This window comes from Pseudomonas cichorii (genome assembly GCF_019719005.1).
Taxonomy (GTDB): Bacteria; Pseudomonadota; Gammaproteobacteria; order Pseudomonadales; family Pseudomonadaceae; genus Aquipseudomonas; species Aquipseudomonas cichorii_E.
The window spans coordinates 18,701-36,803 of sequence record NZ_JAIGPJ010000032.1; the positions used below are offsets into that span (position 1 = coordinate 18,701).

An 18,103-nucleotide genomic window follows, 5' to 3' on the forward strand; every position below is an offset into this window, starting at 1 on the left:
GGTGGCCTGAGCCGGCCGGGGAGACCGATTTCAGCGATTCTCGAGGGTGGCGCTGGCCAAACCGGGAAAGTCTGTAATCAGGCTGTCTACGCCGAAGTCGGCGAGCCTGCGCATCAGCGCAGGTTCGTTGACGGTCCATACCGACACATGCAAACCCTGACGTTGCGCTTTCTGCAAACGCTCCGGGGTACACAGCGTCCAGTTCAATGCCAGTATCTCGCAGCCGTAGCTCTGGGCGACCTTCAACGGGTCGAGCCAGGCGTATTCGGCGACCAGCCCACGGCTGATATCCGGCGTCAGCTCCACGGCAGCGCGCAGCACTTCCCGAGAGCTTGAGGTGATCGTCACCTTGTCCAGCAAGCCATGGCGCTGAGCCAGTTCACGAATCGCCAGCACGGTATTGGCGGCGCGGTTGTGTGAAGCGCTTTTGACTTCCAGTTGCCAATGCTCGAAGTCGCATTTCTCGAACAGTTCTTCCAGATGCGGAATCGGGCAGGGCGAAACCCAGCCGGGGCCGCCCTTGCGAGCGTCGTAGGTCACAAGGTCGGCGGCCAGATGTTCGTTGACCTTGCCGCGCCGATCCGTGGTGCGCTTGAGGGTCGGGTCGTGAATGACCATCAGCTCCCCGTCGCGAGACAAATGCAGATCCAGTTCGCAACGGCGTACGCCATGCTTGAGGCATTCCTGAAAGCTGGTCAGGGTGTTTTCCGGTGCTTCGCCCTTGGCGCCGCGGTGGCCGTAGATAAGCGTCACAATTACTCCTGGCCTCGAAGGCGCCAATTACATGAATGTGATGTGTGCAAGGGAGCGGGCTCAGGCCTTGGGCAAGCTGCCTTGTTCAAGCGCCTGACGACGTTGCTGGGCCTGGCGTTGCAGCACATGGCGTGCGAGCAACTGGCGCTGGGCGTCCGGCAGGTCCACGAATTCGGTGCCTACATCGAATTCGCCGTTTTCCAGAGTGTTACAGTGAATGACAGTGGCACTCAGCATCAGGCCTGAAGCCTGGGGCATCAGTACCATCTTGATCGACAGTTTTTCGCCGAGGGTGTAGCTCTGGTTTGAAGTGAACAGCAGGCCACCTTCGGAAAGCTTTACCGGCTGCGGTGCGCCAAGCTTGCCCAGCGCGGTATGGGCAACAACCCGGCCCAGCAGGTCGATACGCTTGTTCAGCGACTTGAGAAAGCTGTTGAGCACCCGGTCACGCTCGTCGAGCTGACGCAGCAGGTGCTGGGATTCGAACTCGCTGACATGCAGCTCGCTGAGCAGATCGAACAGTACCGACGTGTCGCGCATGGCTTCCTGACTGGCCTGGTCGGCCTGAGACAGGGGGTTAATTTCCAGTGCGACGCTGTCTTCGATACGGTAGTATTCGCGGCGTTCTTCTTCATCTAGTGTCGACATGGCGAACCCATGGTAGCTGCTGTGGTCAGAGAGTTTCGAGTGTAAAGCTGCACGTCAAGGCCCGCCACACGGACGACCCCATTCCTGCGAACAATTCCTACATGTTCAGACCTCTTTTTGTATTTATCGGCACGCGCTACACCCGTGCGAAACGACGTAATCATTTTGTTTCCTTCATCTCCCTGACGTCCATCATCGGCCTCGCCCTGGGCGTAGTGGTGATGATAGTCGTGTTATCGGTCATGAATGGTTTCGATCACGAAATGCGCACCCGCGTGCTGGGCATGGTGCCTCACGCCACCATCGAATCGGGCGAGCCCATTGCCAACTGGCAGGGCCTGGCTGCCAAAGTCCAGGAAAACCCGCAGGTGCTGGCGGTTGCGCCATTTACCCAGATGCAGGGCTTGCTGACCCACGACGGCAAGGTCCAGAAGGTGCTGCTCAACGGTATTGACCCGACTCAGGAACGCAAGGTTTCGATCATCGACAACTTTGTGAAACAGGGGAAGCTCGACAGCCTTGCGCCCGGCAGTTTCGGTATCGTGATCGGCGACAAGGCCGCCACCAAGCTGGGTGTCGGCATTGGCGACAAGCTGACCTTCGTTGCCCCGGAAGTCACGGTCACGCCTGCGGGCATGTTTCCGCGCATGAAGCGTTTTGAAGTGGTCGGCATTTTTCACGTCGGCGCCGGTGAGCTGGACGGCTATCTGGGCCTGACCAACCTCGAGGATCTGGGGCGTCTGCATCGCTGGAAGCCGGATCAGGTCCAGGGCCTGCGCCTGAAGTTCGATGACTTGTTCGCTGCTCCCCGCACGTCATGGGAAATTGCCCAGAAGCTGGGCGAGAACAACTTCTACTCTCGCGACTGGACCCGCACCCACGGCAACCTGTATCAGGCGATCCGCATGGAAAAAGCCATGATCGGCCTGCTGTTGCTGCTGATCGTCGCGGTAGCTGCGTTCAATATCATTTCCACGCTGGTCATGGTGGTCAACGACAAGAAGGGCGATATCGCCATCCTGCGCACCCTGGGCGCGACCCCGAGACAGATCATGGCCATCTTCATGGTGCAGGGCTCTGTGATCGGTGTGGTCGGTACGCTGATCGGCGCGGCGGTGGGTATTGTGGCGGCGCTCAATGTCAGCTCGGCGATTTCGGCACTTGAAGGCCTGATGGGCCACAAGTTTCTCAACGCCGACGTGTACTTCATCGATTATCTGCCTTCGCAACTGATGGCCCAGGATGTGTTCCAGGTCTGCGGTGCTGCGTTGGCCCTGAGTTTCCTCGCCACCCTGTATCCAGCCTGGCGTGCGGCGCGCACCCAGCCTGCGGAGGCGTTACGTTATGAGTGAGTCGGGCATGTTAGATAAAGCAGTATTGAGTTGCCGCAACCTGGGTAAGTCCTACGAGGAAGGTCCGGAGTCCGTTGTGGTGCTGTCCGGTCTGCAGCTTGAGCTGCATCCGGGCGAGCGCGTGGCCATTGTCGGCAGTTCGGGCTCGGGCAAAAGTACCTTGTTGAACCTGCTTGGTGGCCTGGATACACCTACCGAGGGCAGCGTCTGGCTGGCCGGTGAAGAGCTGTCGGCGCTGAATGAAAAGGCCCGCGGCCTGTTGCGTAACCGGGCGCTGGGTTTCGTCTACCAGTTCCACCACCTGTTGCCCGAGTTCACCGCGCTGGAGAACGTCTGCATGCCGCTGCTGATCGGCAGCACACCGATTCCCGAAGCGCGCCAGCGTGCCACGGCTTTGCTGGAACGTGTAGGTCTGGGGCATCGGCTGGCGCACAAGCCATCGGAGTTGTCCGGCGGTGAGCGTCAGCGTGTGGCGATTGCCCGTGCGCTGGTCAACCAGCCAGGGCTGGTGATGCTCGATGAGCCCACCGGCAACCTCGACCATCACACGGCCCAGGGCATTCAGGACCTGATGCGTGAGCTGAGCACTTCGTCGCGTACTGCGTTTCTGGTGGTGACCCACGATATGAACCTGGCACGGCAGATGGACCGCATTCTGCGCCTGGAAGACGGTCGCCTCGTCGCTGGCTGATTGACCCGCCCCGACGCAAGTCATCGCGTCGGGGTCTTTACCTTTTTCTACGGTGCTCCGCGAATGTTCAGACCGTTATCCATCTTCATCGGCGCGCGCTACACCCGCGCAAAACGCCGTAAAAGCTTTATCTCGTTCATCTCGATGACCTCGATGATCGGTCTGGCGCTGGGCGTGCTGGCGATGATCGTGGTGTTGTCGGTCATGAACGGTTTCCAGCGTGAAATGAGTTCACGGATCCTCGGCATGGTGCCCCATGCGATGATTGCGGGCGTCAAGCCGGTGGATGACTGGAAATCCCTGGCAGAAGCGTCCCTGAAGAACCCGGAAGTCACGGCAGCCGTGCCACTCACCGAAATGGAAGGCATGCTGTCCTACAAGGGCTCCATGCAGCCGATCCAGGTCAGTGGTATCGATCCTGCGCTTGAGCATCAGGTCTCCATCGTGACCAGGCACATCATTCGCGGCAACCTGCAGGACCTGAAGCCGGGCGAGTTCGGCGTGGTGCTGGGCGAGATCACGGCTCGTCGCTTTCGCTTGAGCGTGGGCGACAAGCTGACCCTGATCGTGCCTGAAGTCAGCAGCGCACCGGGCGGTATCACGCCGCGCATGCAACGTCTGACCGTAGTGGGCGTGTTCAAGGTGGGAGCCGAACTGGATGGCTCCATGGCCCTGATCAACATTGCCGACGCCGCACAGATGCAACGCTGGCAGCCTGATCAGGTCCAGGGCGTGCGCTTGGCGCTGAAGGATCTGTACAAGGCGCCGCAGGTTTCCACTGCCATCGCTTCGAGCCTGGGCGCCGATTATCGTGCCGATGACTGGACTCACACCCAGGGCAGCCTTTTCAGTGCGATGAAAATGGAAAAAACCATGATCGGCCTGTTGCTGCTGATGATCGTCGCCGTGGCGGCGTTCAACATCATTGCGACCCTGATCATGGTGGTGAACGACAAGGGCGCGGATATCGCCATCCTGCGTACCATCGGTGCCACGCCGCGTCAGATCATGGCGATCTTCATGGTTCAGGGCACGGTGATCGGTATCGTCGGCACCCTGATCGGCGGCGTGCTGGGCGTGATTGCTGCGCTGAACGTCAGCAGTCTGGTGGGCTGGTTCGAGCGGGTCAGCGGCCAGCACGTCTTCAGTTCCGATGTGTATTTCATCAGCAACCTGCCTTCGGAGTTGCAGGGCGGTGACGTGGTGCTGATCTGCAGTGCCGGTTTCATCCTGAGTTTCCTGGCAACCATCTACCCCGCATGGCGCGCCGCCCAGGTGCAGCCGGCTCATGCACTGCGGTACGAATGACCGATACCGTGCAGCAATGAATTCATTGCTGCACGGGCGTTACAGTGCGCGCAGGCGTTAGAGCTGAAAGCCCGGTGCAAACCCTATAAACTTGCCGGGTTAATTCATGAGATTCCAGGTATCGCCATGCATCCCGCAGCCGAACACTCTCCGCTGGGCAAGTCCAGTGAGTACATCGCCACCTACACGCCATCCCTGTTGTTCCCGATTCCGCGCGCTGCGAAGTGGGCCGAGCTGGGGCTGACGGCTCAGACGTTGCCTTATCAGGGTGTCGATTTCTGGAATTGCTATGAGCTGTCCTGGCTGCTGCCGTCGGGCAAGCCGGTGGTGGCCATTGCCGAGTTCAGCATCCCGGCTGACTCGCCCAATATCATCGAGTCCAAGTCCTTCAAGCTCTACCTCAACTCGCTGAACCAGACCTCCTTCGAGAGCACCGGGCAGTTGCAGGCGACCCTTGAAAAGGACCTGTCGGCAGCGGCGGGCAAGCCTGTAGGTGTGCGTATCAGCCGTCTGGCCGAGATCGAGAGCGAAGGTGTGGCCAGCTTGCCGGGCGCCTGTATCGACGATCTGGATGTCAGCATCGACAGCTATGACCATCCGCAACCCGAGCTGCTGCGCTGCGACGATTCCCGTGTCATCGAGGAAAGTGTGCACAGCCATCTGCTCAAATCCAACTGTCCTGTAACCAGCCAGCCTGACTGGGGCAGTGTGGTCGTGGAGTACCGTGGTGCGGCGCTGGATCATGCAAGCCTGCTGGCTTACATCGTCAGCTTCCGCCAGCATTCGGACTTCCATGAGCAATGCGTGGAGCGGATCTTTCTCGACCTGCAGCGTTTGCTCAAGCCTGAGAGGCTGACGGTTTATGCGCGCTATGTGCGCCGTGGCGGGCTGGATATCAACCCGTATCGCAGTACTGAAGCGTTGCAGGTCGATAACCGTCGACTGGCGCGTCAGTAAGCAGAGAAGCCCGTCATTCGACGGGCTTTTTTGTACATGCAGTCAGATCCCGATATTGCCCAGCGTCTGGACGATATTGCGCAGGGTCCCGGCAATGGCCGGATGCTCCAGCTCGAAGCGTTCTACCGCGAGATTGACGCCATCGGCCAGGCTGGCGTCCTGGGTCATGCTTTCCAGCTGGATCTTTGTTTCGATCTGCTCCATCAGCTCACGGAGATTGTCACGCTCGGCTTCGGACAGCGGCGGATTGTGCTCCAGTTGCTCGCGCAGGGTATTGAGTTGTTCTTGCAGTTCGCGGGCAGGCATGGCGTGCTCCTTTGTTGATAAGTCTGCTTCATGGACTCTCGCATTGAGCGAAAGGTCCGTGATGCATTAAGACTAATCCACTCAGGACTTGCCTGCATGATGTGTATCAGGGCTTTTCACCCTTGCTGCGGCGCAGGGCGATATCGGCAAGGCAGGACTCCAGTTCACCCAGATGATCGATGACCGAATGCACGCCCTGAGCGTAAAGCTTGAGGGTGGCGTAGGCGCGGCGTTGTTCGCGTTCGCTGTCGCTCAGTGCCTGCCATTGCGCAGGGGAGAGGCCGCACAACGGCCCGCAGGATGCCAGGCCGATGGTCCAGAGTCCGGCATTCAGCCCCGATTGCAGCAGGCGCGGGTCGCCGCTTATCAGCACGCAACCCTCAAGCTGATTCACTTTCAGCGCCATCAGGGCCAGCCAGCAGGCGTCGGGAGCAGGCCATTTTGCATTCGGGCGTGGAGCCGCCGTGATCCATTCGCTGACAGTCGCAGCCAGTGCATGACTCAGGTTTTCGGGCAATTCATCGATCCAGGCGCAGGGCATGCCCTGGCGGCTCAGGGTTTGCAGAATATCGATGGCGCCGGGCGTCGCAAGGGCGAAGTCCGGTTCCTGGGCCTTGATGCCTGCCTGCGCACCAAAGTCCACCAGGCAGCCGCTGAGGCCGAACAGCAGGGCGGGGAAGTCAGGCAGGGAATTGGCAACCGGCGCGAGCATGGTAATGTCTCTGAAATATCCATGGACGCTACCGGGCTTTTGTGACATTCGGATGAATGTCCGGTGACGGTGTTTAAACTATTGGCGAACTGACAGAACTGACTTATTTCTGGCGGAACGCTTTATACTGCCCATCCTTGCGTATGGGCTCGCAGTCGCGCGTCATCATCTTGATCAGGAGTTTCAGCTATGCCCGTGATCGGTGCAGGCTTTGCCGGGCGTCTGGCTCGGTTGTGTGTATGTGTGGGAGTTGCCTTCGTTCCGATGGCGGTACAGGCGGCCGAAGAAGATCCGTGGGAGAGTGTCAATCGCGTCATTTTCCGTTTCAACGACACCCTCGACACCTACACCCTCAAGCCTATTGCGCAGGGCTATCAATACATAGCTCCGCAATTCGTCGAAGACGGCGTACACAACTTTTTCAACAACATCGGCGATGTGGGCAATCTGGCCAACAACATCCTGCAGGCCAAGCCTGAGGCTGCCGGTGTCGATACTGCGCGTCTTATCGTCAACACCACGTTCGGTCTGCTGGGCGTCATCGACGTCGGCACCCACATGGGCTTGCAGCGCAACGATGAGGATTTCGGCCAGACCCTCGGGTACTGGGGTGTAAGCAGTGGCCCTTACGTTGTGCTGCCGCTGTTCGGCCCGAGCACCGTGCGTGATGCCATCGCCAAATACCCGGACACCTACACCGAACCGTACCGTTACATCGACCATGTGCCAACCCGCAATAGCCTGCGCGCTGCTGACCTGATCGATATGCGCGCCAGCCTGCTTTCGGCAGAGCGCATGGTGAGTGGTGACAAATACACCTTCATCCGCAACGCCTATTTGCAGAACCGCGAATTCAAGGTCAAGGATGGTCAGGTCGAAGACGATTTTTAATCGTTACTCAATGTTGACCGAATGAATGAAGGCGACCTTGGTCGCCTTTTTTCTTTTTCGGGACGTGAGGGGGCAATCAATTCATCGAAATGATCGAAAGCCCCAGCTTTTGCCCGCCGCCTTCGATATCTGTCAGCCAGACGACTTCTGTCTGGGCGGACAGTCCCGAGAGTGCCGGGTGATCGGAATCGATGCTGACGCTGAGTTTGTCTCCGATCTTGAAGGAGCGCGGTGCCTCGACCTGCATTCCGGTGCTGGAAAGGTCGATGCAGACGGCTGGAATCACCTGACCTGCATGGAGCAGGTTGATATCTGCATCGATCCGCATGCGAATATAGTCGCGTTTCTCCTCGTAGCTGCGATCATTTTGACCCATGTCTAGCCCTTCGTTTTGGTTGCTGATTAGTAGGTTCTTATAACTCCCGGCGATTTGCGATGTAAAGACGTAAAGTGAGCAGGGTTGTACGCTTGAAACGCCCGTCGGATGGGAGTACCGTCTGCGCCTTGAAGGGCACCTCTGAAACCTGATTGCCGGTCCGAGTGCGGACCTGCCGTTGCAGAGAGGCTAGAAGCGAATCCAGTAAGCAGGTACCGGCACGTCCGGGCCGCCTACACAACCTCATCTGGCGCCGTTTGCCCACATGCCAAAAACCAGTGCCACACTGCTGATTATCGATGACGACGACGTAGTGCGTGCGAGTCTCGCCGCCTATCTGGAAGATAGTGGCTTCAGTGTCCTCCAGGCGAGTAATGGCCTGCAGGGGATACAGACATTCGAGCAGCAAAAGCCCGATCTGGTCATTTGCGATCTGCGCATGCCCCAGATGGGAGGTCTTGAGCTGATTCGTCAGGTGACGGGGCTTTCTCCACAGACCCCGGTCATTGTCGTTTCCGGTGCAGGCGTCATGAGCGATGCGGTCGAGGCCTTGCGCCTTGGCGCTGCCGACTACCTGATCAAGCCGCTTGAAGACCTGGCCGTTCTCGAACACTCCGTGCACCGCGCACTGGACCGTGCCCGTCTGCTTCAGGAAAACCAGAACTATCGCGAAAAGCTCGAAACGGCCAATCGCGAGCTGGAGGCGAGCCTTCATCTGTTGCAGGAAGACCAGGATGCCGGTCGTCAGGTGCAGATGAACATGCTACCGATCACGCCTTGGGCTATCGACGAGTTCCAGTTCGCCCACCAGATCATCCCGTCACTGTATCTGTCCGGCGACTTCGTTGATTATTTCCGTGTCGATGAGCGGCGCGTGGCGTTCTATCTGGCTGACGTTTCGGGCCATGGTGCATCTTCAGCCTTCATTACGGTGCTGTTGAAGTTCATGACCACGCGCCTGCTGTTCGAATCCAAGCGCGGCGGCACATTGCCTGAGTTCAAGCCGTCGGACGTGCTGTCGCACATCAACCGTGGCCTTATCAGTTGCAAGCTGGGCAAGCACGTGACCATGGTCGGTGGCGTTATCGACGAAGATACCGGCATCCTGACCTATGCTGTCGGCGGCCATCTGCCGCTGCCTGTGCTGTTCACGGACGGGGAGGCGCGCTATCTGCAGGGTCGCGGTCTTCCTGTCGGGCTGTTCAACGAGGCGACCTATCAGGACCATGAACTGGAACTGCCCGAGTCCTTCAGTCTGACGATGCTGTCTGATGGCATACTGGATCTTCTGCCCGGTGATACACTCAAGGAAAAAGAAGCGGTCTTGCCGCAAATGGTGAAGACTGCTGGTGGCAGCCTGGAAGGACTGCAGGAGGTTTTTGAATTGGCTACGCTAGGGGAGATGCCGGATGATATCGCCTTGTTAGTGTTACGCAGGAATCTTGAATGAGTACCGGTAGAATCCAGTTCGCCGAGCAGGAAGGCACCTTCGTACTGAAGTTCGTGGGCGAAGTGCGTTTAACGCTGTGTTCGGCCTTGGATGCGACAATCGAGAGAATCTTCTCCGCGCTGAATTTCTCGGCCGTGGTGATCGACTTGACCGAAACCCGCAGCATCGACAGTACGACGCTGGGCCTTTTGGCCAAGTTGTCGATTCTGTCGCGTCAGAAGGTCGGGTTGCTGCCAACCCTGGTAACGACCCACGAAGACATCACACGGCTCTTGCAGTCGATGGGCTTCGATCAGGTGTTCAACATCGTCGATCGTCCTATCCCGCGTCCCGAGTGCCTGACCGACCTGCCGTCGCAGGATCAGTGCGAAGAGGTGGTCAAGGCCAAGGTGCTGGAAGCGCACAAGATCCTGATGGGCTTGAACGACTCCAATCGTGAAGCCTTCCATGACCTGGTCAATGCCCTCGAAGGGCAGCGATAAGCGAATCTGCAGACTTGCCGCGCTGAACAGCGGGCAATAAAAAGGGCGGCCCCCGCAAGGAGGCCGCCCTTTAGTGCATTCAGGCCTTGGCGGCGAGCAATGCTTCGAGCTTTTCCTGGTCGCGAGCGAACTGACGAATGCCTTCTGCCAGTTTTTCCGTGGCCATGGCATCTTCGTTGGAGGCCCAGCGGAACTCCTTCTCGGACAGGCTCTGACGGGCTTCGCCAGCGTTGCCTGGTGCGAGCTTCTGCTCCAGGCTGCCGCTGTCTTCTGCCAGCTGCTTGAGCAGGTCCGGGCTGATGGTCAGGCGGTCGCAACCAGCCAGTTGTTCGATCTGGCTCAGGTTACGGAAGCTGGCACCCATGACCACAGTCTTGAAGTCGTTAGCCTTGTAGTAGTTGTAGATGCGGGTCACGGACTGCACGCCCGGATCTTCTGCACCTGTGTACTCCTGGCCCGACGATTTCTTGTACCAGTCGTAGATACGGCCCACGAACGGCGAAATCAGGAACACACCGGCTTCGGCACAGGCGACTGCCTGAGCGAAAGAGAACAGAAGGGTCAGGTTGGTCTGGATACCATCCTTCTCCAGCTTCTCGGCGGCCCTGATGCCTTCCCAGGTGGAAGCCAGCTTGATCAGGATCCGGTCGCGACCAATACCGGCTGCATCGTACAGGCTGGCCAGACGCTCGCCACGCTCGATCATCGCATTGGTATCGAAGGAAAGCCGTGCATCCACCTCGGTAGAAACGCGCCCTGGCACGACATCGAGAATCTTGCGACCAATGGCAACGGCGAAGCGGTCAGACGCCAGACCGATATCACCCTTGCTGCCACTGAACGCCTCGGCAAGCAGCTCAGCATTGCTTTCGCTTGAAGCCGCCTTGAGCAGAAGAGAAGGGTTGGTGGTGGCGTCTACCGGCTTGAGGCGGGCAATGGCATCGAAATCACCGGTATCGGCGACGACTGTTGTAAATTTCTTGAGTTGTTCCAGCTTGGAAGTCATTAGCGTGCTCTGTCCTGTGCGGTTGGATGACATTACCCGAGCGCTGCCTGCCACTCAAGGTCGCAGACCATGAAGTCTGCGTTTGATGACGTGCTGTCCTTGTTTGTGGGCAATAGATGATGCTCGGGGTGTGGAAGACGGGTTCAGACTGGATTTGAGCGTGGTCGGGGCTGGTTGTTCCCTTGATCTGCTTCAGATACACCTCGCGACAAGCTGTCGGTTGCCGAGGGTGTTTGACGGTGTAACATACCCAACCACTACCCAATGCCGAGGTTGCCATGGCCGGGATATCCCTGAACCTTCCGGAAGACCTTTCCAACTGCCTGACTGACCTCGCCAAAGCGAATGGTCAGAGTGCGAGCTATCTGGCCATGGACGTGCTTCGTGATTACATCGAGCACGAAAAAACGCTGATCGCGCAGATCGAGCAGGCCGTCAGGGAAGCCGACGAGGGTAAATTTGCAAGCGATGAGCAAGTTGCGGCAATGCGTGCCAGGCGCTGGAGTCGGGATGCGGGTTGAGTGGCTGGAAAAAGCCCTCAAGAATCTGGAAGATGAAGCCAACTACATTGCGCTGGAAAACCCGAATGCCGCTGACGATTTTTCTGACGCGATCTTCGCGAGCGTTGATAACCTCGCAAAATTTCCTGCCATGGGGCGTGAGGGGCGGGTTAAGAATACACGAGAGTGGGCGGTGCCGAATTGGTCCTATCTGATCCCCTATCGAGTCCGTGGTGATCGTCTGCAAATACTCGGGATTTTTCATACAAGACAACGCCCGCGTTCTCAATGGTGACGTTAAAGTCCCGATACCTGGTTTCCTTGCGTCTGATCCAGAGTCGAACAACCTGCTTGCGGTCGAATGTCTGGCTTCCTGATAAACTCTCCGACTATCTTGATTGATCCGTATCCGTGCACAGAAAGTATCTGAGTTGTCTTTCTTGCGCCTGCGTGCTGTGATCGTACCCATTCTGACTTGCTACATTTCTGAAAACGAGTGCTACATCGTAGCAACCGCTCCTGAAAAACAAGCAAAAACGGGTAAAAACCGCTGTATACAAGACCAGTACAAATGACCGTCGAAAAAACCGAAACCCCCGTAAACGCTAGACAATCAGGGCCTGCGTTGTCTCGCCGCTTCTCCGTTGCGCCGATGATGGACTGGACTGACCGCCATTGCCGTTACTTCCTGCGCCTTCTGTCGAAGAATGCCCTGCTGTACACCGAGATGGTCACTACAGGTGCATTGATTCACGGTGATCGTGAGCGGTTTCTGCGCTATGACGAGGCCGAGCATCCGCTGGCCTTGCAGCTTGGCGGGAGTAATCCTGCGGATCTGGCGACCTGTGCGCGGATGGCTGAGGAAGTAGGGTACGACGAGGTCAATCTGAATGTGGGCTGCCCGAGTGATCGGGTGCAGAACAATATGATCGGCGCCTGTCTGATGGGGCATCCCGAGCTGGTGGCCGATTGTGTGAAGTCCATGCAGGATGCTGTGGCGATTCCGGTTACGGTCAAGCACCGGATCGGGATCAATGGCCGTGACAGTTACGCCGAGCTGTGTGATTTCGTCGGCAAGGTTCATGAAGCAGGCTGCAACAGCTTTACGGTGCATGCCCGTATCGCGATTCTGGAAGGGCTTTCGCCCAAGGAAAACCGTGATATTCCGCCGCTGCGTTATGACGTGGCTGCACAGTTGAAGAAGGATTTCCCAGACGTGGAGATCATTCTCAATGGCGGGATCAAGACCCTTGAGCAATGCCAGGAGCATTTACAGACCTTCGATGGCGTGATGCTCGGGCGTGAGGCTTATCACAATCCCTATCTGCTGGCTGAGGTGGACAGCCAACTGTTCGGCAGCACCGCGCCGGTCATCAGTCGTGCAGAGGCTCTGCAAGCGTTGCGGCCTTATATTGCTGCGCATATCGAGAGCGGCGGCACCATGCACCATGTCACGCGGCATATCCTGGGCATGGCTCATGGTTTTCCGGGGGCGCGACGCTTTCGTCAGTTGTTGTCGGTAGACATCCACAAAGCAGAAAACCCCTTGCTGTTGCTGGATCAGGCGGCGGAGTTTCTGGCTGGGCGTTAGGCCTCTTCGCTACCCAGGTGGGAGCGAATTCATTCGCGAAGGCACCTTCGCGAATAAATTCGCTTCTACTCCGACAGACTCAATACGGCGTCGACGCCGCCGCCAAAAATATTCAAGCCAGATTTGCTCTGGATCAATCAAAGCTGCCTTTGCGATGGTTGCTGGCCTTGAAGGGGACTATGTTGAATACATACCCATTCAAGGAGAGATGTCATGCACAAAGTACTGGTTCCTTATGACGGCTCGGCTCATTCGAAGCATGCGCTGGAGTACGTCATCGGTTTGTCAGGCAACCTTGCACGACCACTGCAGGTGCATTTGCTCAACGTGCAGGCCAGCCCGGTCGTCTATAGCGACTACCTGGCACCGGACATGATCGAGGGCGTCAAGGCCGGGCTTTTCAATGAGGCCAATCGCGTGCTTGCAGAGGCTGTGGTGCTCTTGAAGCAGGCAGATATTGCCCATCAGACTCACGTGGATCTGGGCAACGTCGCCGATCAGGTCAAGCTGGCTGTGCCGCAACTGGGTTGCGACACTGTGGTGATGGGCACTCGCGGCCTGGGCAGCTTCGGTGGTTTGCTGCTGGGCTCGGTCGCCAACCGCGTGATTCACGAAGTGTCGGTGCCGGTTATTCTCATCAAGTAATCGAACTCAAGCCTGCGCCGGTGCCCGATACTGGCGCAGCAGTTCGATCTTTTCCGGCGGCAGTAACTGGCGCAAGGTTTTGTACAGTGCGCGGGTTTCCAGCAGGTTCCAGATCCGCAGCATGGTTTCCAGGGCGTCCAGTGGTTTGCTGATGAAGTCCCGGGCGCCCAGGGCCAGGGCGCGCAGGCGGGTTTCGCGAGTGGCGTCGGCGGTCAGGACCATGATCGGCATGTAGTCGTTGCTCGGGATACGCCTGTTTAGTTGCTCCAGCACCGCAAACCCGTCGAACTCCGGCATGTGCAGGTCGAGAATCACCAGATCCGGCTCGAAGCTGTTGAACAGGTCCAGTGTTCTCAGCGGCTCGGTGCTGCTCAATACATTGGTCAGGCCTTCGCGAGCGAGCAATTGCTCCATCAGTTCAAGATTGGGCCGCTGGTCATCGATAATCAGGATACGGAAATCGCCGCTCATGAAGGCTCCGGTAGGTATTGGTCCAGGTGCGCGAGGAACGCGGGCACCTGGATGGGTTTGGTCAGGATTGCCGTAGCTCCGGCCTGGCGCAACTCGCGGTGGGTCTTGTCACTGGCGTCGGCCGTGATCATCAGTACCGGCGTGTTGGCCGTGCTGGGGGATTGTCGCAGGCGCTTCAATACATCGCGACCCGTAAGGTCTGGCAGGTTCACATCCAGCAGAATCAATTGCGGCGCGTGTTGCCGTGCGAGATCCAGCCCCAGTTGCCCTTGCATGCTGGACAGCAGTTGAATGCCGGGCCTGCGCTGCAACAGGGTTTCGATCAGGGCCATGCTCGACAGGTTGTCTTCGATGCACAGTACTCTGCCGTAATGCTCGACGCGGGCAGGGTGCGGTTCGGCAGGCATCGCGCTGATCCGGCGAATCGGCGCTTCTTCTGCCTTGTGGACTTGGGCATAGGGCAATTCCAGGGTAAACCGGCAGCCTTCTCCCGGCGTGCTGTGTACGGTCATGCTGCCGTTCATGGTTTCCAGCAGGCTTTTGCTCAATGCCAGGCCAAGGCCTGTGCCTTCCACACTGGAGTCGGCCTCAAGACGCTCGAAGGGTTTGAACAACTGATCGAGTCGATCCAGCGCAATGCCTTTGCCCGTGTCGATAACGCTGATGGTGACCCGGTCGTCCTGTTGCTGGACTTCGATTCTCACCAGCCCGTTGGGGCGGTTGTATTTGATGGCGTTGGACAGCAGGTTCAGCAGCACCTGAACCAGACGCTGGCGGTCGGCAATCACACCACTGTCGCTTGCCAGCTCCGGCAGTTCGGCCAGCTGGATACCGCCATCTGCGGCCATGGGCCAGACCAGGCTCAAGGCTTCCTGAAGAACCTCGGGCAAAAGCACCGGCTCCAGGTTGAGCGACAGATGGCCTGCCTCGATCCTGGCAATGTCCAGGACTTCGTTGATCAGTGTCAGCAGATGCTGGCCGGCCCGCAGGATATGGCCGACCTGAGGTTTCTGGTGATTGCTGGAATCCATGTCCAGCAGTTGAGCGAAACCCAGGATGGAGTTCAGGGGCGTGCGCAGTTCGTGGCTCATGCGCGAAAGAAACTCGCTCTTGGCGCGACTGGCGCGTTCTGCCTCTTCCCGGGCTGTGCCAAGGGCGATTTCGGCAGCACGGCGGTCGGTGATATCACGGGTGATCTTGGAAAAGCCGCGCAGGGCATCGCTGCTGTCGTATTGGGCGGTGATGACCACGCTGGCCCAGAAACGGCTGCCATCCTTGCGGCAGCGCCAGCCTTCTTCCATGTAGCGGCCATGGAGTGTCGCCTCGTGCAGCGCCATGTCGGGGTGTTGCGGGCATTCTTCCGGCAGATAGAACAGGGAGAAGTGTTGACCGAGGATTTCCTGCTCGGTATAGCCCTTGATGCGCTCGGCCCCGGCGTTCCAGGTGATGACATAGCCCTTGGCATCCAGGGCGAAGATCCCGTAATCCTTGACGCCTTCGATGATCAGGCGCAGGCGCTCTTCGTTCTCGCGCAATGCCCGCTCACGTTCGGCCAGCAGTTGACCGGCCTCCACCAGACGTGTGCCCAGTTGACCGACTTCATCGTTTTCCGGCGGCTGTGGCAGCAGCGGGTGGCCCAGCGCCAGACGCTGGGCGTTGCCTTGCACCTGCTGCACCCTGGCCACGATGCCTCTGGAGAGCATCAATACGGCAAGGATGGCACCAAATACACCCGAGCCTGCCGCCAGCAACGTCGACCACAGAAGACGGGCGCGGGTCTCCGCGGCGTCTGCCGTGCGCTCCGCCAGCAAGGTGTCTTCGCGTTCGCGCATGGTGCGGATTCGGTCGCGCAGCTCATCGAGAATGTATTTGTTCTCGATCAGGATGGTCGAAATCGTGTCCTGGCCTTCCTTGCTGAGGTTGCGCAGGGTTTCCAGCCCGTCGACCTTGGTTTCGATCAGCGGTGCGATGGCCTGGAGGTGTTCGCGCATCTGTTGGTCGCGCACATTGGTATTGAGTCGATCCAGCGCTGCTTCGATCTGCGCCTCGGCGTTCAGGTAACCCGGCAGAAAGTCCTCGCGACGGGTCAGCAGGTAGCCGCGCACACTGGCTGCCGCTTCGGCGAGTTGGGTATGAACGCTCTGGATATCGCCCTGAACCAGCAGCACTCTGCGCACATCTTCTTCAGCCTGAGTGGTCTGGCGCTCGGCGATGTAGATGAGCACCAGGGAAAGCATCAGAATCACCAGTGGCAGGGAAATGGCCACCAATGCCTTGCCGCGTAGCGGGAGGTCTTCCCAGCGCGTGACGTTGATCAAATTCACCTCCAGTCACCGGATGTCTGATTGACCAGGCCCAGGGCCAGGCCACGAACCGCTGCCTGTGTCCGGTCTGCGGCGCCGAGCTTGGCGATGACCTTTTCCACGTGAGATTTGGCAGTCCCGGTGGTGATGCCGAGTTTTTCGCCAATTTCCCGGTTGCTGCAGCCGCTGGCCACCAGACACAGAACCTGGCATTCACGGGGCGTCAGGGCTTCGGTCATCAGGGTGCGGTGGCTGTTGATTTCGGGCAGACGCGGCAGCGGTGCATTACTGAGGGTTTTGGCACCAGAAGCCACAGGTTGCAGGCCGGCGAGTACTTCGTCGCGGCAGGCTTCCCTGGGCAGATAACCGACCGCTCCGGCACTGATGGCGGCTTCCATATGGTCAGTGTCGTCGGTGTTGAAAACCATCACTTTCATGCGGGAAAGAAACTCGCTTTTGGCACGGCTGGCGCGTTCCACTTCTTCACGGGCCGTGCCCAAGGCCATTTCTGCCGCACGGCGGTCAGTGATGTCCCGGGTGATCTTCGAGAAACCTCTAAGGGCATTGCTGCTGTCGTACTGGGCCGTGATGACCACGCTGGCCAGGAAGCGGCTGCCATCCTTGCGGCAGCGCCAGCCTTCTTCCGTGTAGTGACCCTTGAGGGTGGCCTCGCTCAGAGCCGTATCAGGGTGCCGCGGACATTCTTCGGGTGGATAGAACAACGAGAAATGCTGGCCGAGGATTTCCTGCTCGCTGTAGCCCTTGATGCGTTCGGCTCCGGTGTTCCAGGTGATGACATTGCCCTTGGTATCCAGAGCGAAGATCCCGTATTCCTTGGCGCCTTCGGTGAGCAGTTGCAGGTGCTCTTCGTTTTCGCGCAGGGCCTGTTCACGTTTGGCGAGCAATTGACTGGCTTCCATCAGGCGAGTGCCCAATTGACCGACTTCATCGTTTTCCGGCGGCTGGGGCAGCAGTGGATGGCCTTGTACCAGACGCTGGGCATTGCCTTGCACCTGCTGCACACGGGCCACGATGCCTTTGCACAGTATCCATATGGCCAGGAGGGCACCCAGCAGGCCTGAGCCTGCGGCCAGAATTGTTGCCCAGAACAAGCGTTCCCGGTTTTCGGAAGCGACTGCCGTGCGCTCCGCCAGTACGGCGTCTTCACGCTCGCGCATGGTATTCAGGTGGCTGCGCAGTTCATCGAGAATGAATTTGTTCTCCATGAGGATGGCCGCAATCGTGACTTTTCCTTCCTGATTCAGGCTGTGCAGCATTTCAAGGCCGTCGACCTTGTTTTCGATCAGCAGCGTAATGGCCTTGAGGTGTTCGCGCATCTGTTCGTCGCGCACGTTGGTGTGAAGTCGGTCCAGCGCGGCTCCAATCTGGGTCTGGGCGTTCAGATAGCCCGGCAGGAAGTCTTCCTGACGGGTCTGCAGATAGCCGCGCACGCTGGCAGCGGCTTCGGCGAGCTGGGTGTGAACGCTCTGGATATCGCCGCGAACCAGCAGCGCCCTGCGTACATCCTCTTCGGCCTGAGTGGTCTGGCGTTCAGCGATATAGATGAATGTCAGAGAACACATCAGCATGACCAGGGGCAATGAAGTCGCCACCAGTGCCTTGCCGCGTAGCGACAGGTCTTCCCAGGGTTTGAGGTTGCG

The 18,103-nt window shown here is 58.6% G+C and carries 19 protein-coding genes and 2 pseudogenes; 11 read left to right on the forward strand and 10 right to left on the reverse strand.

Going from position 1 to position 18,103, the window contains the following annotated elements; genetic code table 11:
* Window positions 1-30: 30 nt before the first annotated feature.
* Window positions 31-753 (reverse strand): glycerophosphodiester phosphodiesterase family protein, encoded by a 723-nt coding sequence (locus K5D32_RS20015; protein ID WP_221601553.1) that lies wholly within the window; start codon window positions 751-753, stop codon window positions 31-33.
* Window positions 754-813: 60 nt separating this feature from the next.
* Window positions 814-1,401, reverse strand: a complete 588-nt coding sequence (locus tag K5D32_RS20020) for a PilZ domain-containing protein (protein WP_025260722.1) — start codon at window positions 1,399-1,401, stop codon at window positions 814-816.
* Window positions 1,402-1,502: 101 nt separating this feature from the next.
* On the opposite strand from K5D32_RS20020, the gene K5D32_RS20025 reads away from it, so the two are divergent.
* From K5D32_RS20025 to queF, 4 genes are all read left to right on the forward strand, one after another.
* Window positions 1,503-2,753 carry a lipoprotein-releasing ABC transporter permease subunit gene (locus tag K5D32_RS20025; RefSeq protein ID WP_221578277.1) on the forward strand — a complete coding sequence of 417 codons (1,251 nt, stop codon included), beginning with the start codon at window positions 1,503-1,505 and terminating at the stop codon, window positions 2,751-2,753.
* Between the two features lie 7 nt (window positions 2,754-2,760).
* On the forward strand, window positions 2,761-3,444 hold the full coding sequence (gene lolD, locus K5D32_RS20030; RefSeq protein ID WP_176767545.1) for a lipoprotein-releasing ABC transporter ATP-binding protein LolD: 684 nt from the start codon (window positions 2,761-2,763) through the stop codon (window positions 3,442-3,444).
* Between the two features lie 63 nt (window positions 3,445-3,507).
* Window positions 3,508-4,752: a lipoprotein-releasing ABC transporter permease subunit gene (locus K5D32_RS20035; protein ID WP_198725718.1), complete on the forward strand. Its 1,245-nt coding sequence runs from the start codon at window positions 3,508-3,510 to the stop codon at window positions 4,750-4,752.
* A 126-nt stretch (window positions 4,753-4,878) separates the two neighbouring features.
* Window positions 4,879-5,709, forward strand: a complete 831-nt coding sequence (queF, locus tag K5D32_RS20040; protein ID WP_221593901.1) for an NADPH-dependent 7-cyano-7-deazaguanine reductase QueF — start codon at window positions 4,879-4,881, stop codon at window positions 5,707-5,709.
* Window positions 5,710-5,751: 42 nt separating this feature from the next.
* Here the strand turns inward: queF and K5D32_RS20045 are convergent, their stop codons facing one another.
* On the reverse strand, window positions 5,752-6,015 hold the full coding sequence (locus K5D32_RS20045; protein ID WP_025260717.1) for a DUF4404 family protein: 264 nt from the start codon (window positions 6,013-6,015) through the stop codon (window positions 5,752-5,754).
* Window positions 6,016-6,121: 106 nt separating this feature from the next.
* The gene (locus K5D32_RS20050; RefSeq protein WP_221578787.1) at window positions 6,122-6,727 is read right to left on the reverse strand and encodes an HAD family phosphatase; all 606 of its coding nucleotides are present in this window, start codon (window positions 6,725-6,727) and stop codon (window positions 6,122-6,124) included.
* A 189-nt stretch (window positions 6,728-6,916) separates the two neighbouring features.
* On the opposite strand from K5D32_RS20050, the gene K5D32_RS20055 reads away from it, so the two are divergent.
* A complete protein-coding gene (locus K5D32_RS20055; RefSeq protein WP_221601554.1) occupies window positions 6,917-7,618 on the forward strand; it encodes a VacJ family lipoprotein in 702 nt (233 codons plus the stop codon).
* Between the two features lie 76 nt (window positions 7,619-7,694).
* On the opposite strand, the gene K5D32_RS20060 is transcribed toward K5D32_RS20055, so the two are convergent.
* Window positions 7,695-7,994, reverse strand: a complete 300-nt coding sequence (locus K5D32_RS20060; protein ID WP_025260714.1) for a PilZ domain-containing protein — start codon at window positions 7,992-7,994, stop codon at window positions 7,695-7,697.
* 265 nt (window positions 7,995-8,259) lie between these two features.
* Here K5D32_RS20060 and rssB point away from each other — a divergent pair, with 265 nt between their 5' ends.
* The gene (rssB, locus tag K5D32_RS20065) at window positions 8,260-9,444 is read left to right on the forward strand and encodes a two-component system response regulator RssB (protein WP_221578786.1); all 1,185 of its coding nucleotides are present in this window, start codon (window positions 8,260-8,262) and stop codon (window positions 9,442-9,444) included.
* On the forward strand, window positions 9,441-9,926 hold the full coding sequence (gene rssC / locus K5D32_RS20070; protein ID WP_117166539.1) for an anti-sigma factor antagonist RssC: 486 nt from the start codon (window positions 9,441-9,443) through the stop codon (window positions 9,924-9,926). Before rssB ends, rssC begins: the two co-directional genes overlap by 4 nt.
* A gap of 79 nt (window positions 9,927-10,005) precedes the next feature.
* Here the strand turns inward: rssC and tal are convergent, their stop codons facing one another.
* Window positions 10,006-10,932: a transaldolase gene (gene tal, locus K5D32_RS20075; protein WP_221578785.1), complete on the reverse strand. Its 927-nt coding sequence runs from the start codon at window positions 10,930-10,932 to the stop codon at window positions 10,006-10,008.
* Window positions 10,933-11,210: 278 nt separating this feature from the next.
* On the opposite strand from tal, the gene K5D32_RS20080 reads away from it, so the two are divergent.
* From K5D32_RS20080 to K5D32_RS20095, 4 genes are all read left to right on the forward strand, one after another.
* Window positions 11,211-11,453, forward strand: coding sequence for a CopG family ribbon-helix-helix protein (locus K5D32_RS20080; protein ID WP_221601555.1), 243 nt, complete (start codon window positions 11,211-11,213; stop codon window positions 11,451-11,453).
* Window positions 11,443-11,727 carry a type II toxin-antitoxin system RelE/ParE family toxin gene (locus K5D32_RS20085; RefSeq protein ID WP_221601556.1) on the forward strand — a complete coding sequence of 95 codons (285 nt, stop codon included), beginning with the start codon at window positions 11,443-11,445 and terminating at the stop codon, window positions 11,725-11,727. Before K5D32_RS20080 ends, K5D32_RS20085 begins: the two co-directional genes overlap by 11 nt.
* Window positions 11,728-12,003: 276 nt before the next feature.
* The gene (dusA, locus tag K5D32_RS20090; protein WP_221601557.1) at window positions 12,004-13,023 is read left to right on the forward strand and encodes a tRNA dihydrouridine(20/20a) synthase DusA; all 1,020 of its coding nucleotides are present in this window, start codon (window positions 12,004-12,006) and stop codon (window positions 13,021-13,023) included.
* A gap of 213 nt (window positions 13,024-13,236) precedes the next feature.
* A complete protein-coding gene (locus tag K5D32_RS20095; protein WP_221559854.1) occupies window positions 13,237-13,668 on the forward strand; it encodes a universal stress protein in 432 nt (143 codons plus the stop codon).
* A 6-nt stretch (window positions 13,669-13,674) separates the two neighbouring features.
* On the opposite strand, the gene K5D32_RS20100 is transcribed toward K5D32_RS20095, so the two are convergent.
* The 4 genes and pseudogenes from K5D32_RS20100 to K5D32_RS20110 all read right to left on the reverse strand — a co-directional run.
* The gene (locus K5D32_RS20100) at window positions 13,675-14,139 is read right to left on the reverse strand and encodes a response regulator (protein ID WP_025260709.1); all 465 of its coding nucleotides are present in this window, start codon (window positions 14,137-14,139) and stop codon (window positions 13,675-13,677) included.
* Window positions 14,136-16,463, reverse strand: a complete 2,328-nt coding sequence (locus K5D32_RS20105; protein ID WP_311775792.1) for an ATP-binding protein — start codon at window positions 16,461-16,463, stop codon at window positions 14,136-14,138. Before K5D32_RS20105 ends, K5D32_RS20100 begins: the two co-directional genes overlap by 4 nt.
* A pseudogene (locus tag K5D32_RS26010) lies at window positions 16,460-16,876 on the reverse strand (LuxR C-terminal-related transcriptional regulator); the annotation flags it as partial. The gene K5D32_RS20105 and the pseudogene K5D32_RS26010, both read right to left, overlap by 4 nt.
* A pseudogene (locus K5D32_RS20110) lies at window positions 16,877-18,031 on the reverse strand (PAS domain S-box protein); the annotation flags it as partial.
* Window positions 18,032-18,103: the final 72 nt, after the last annotated feature.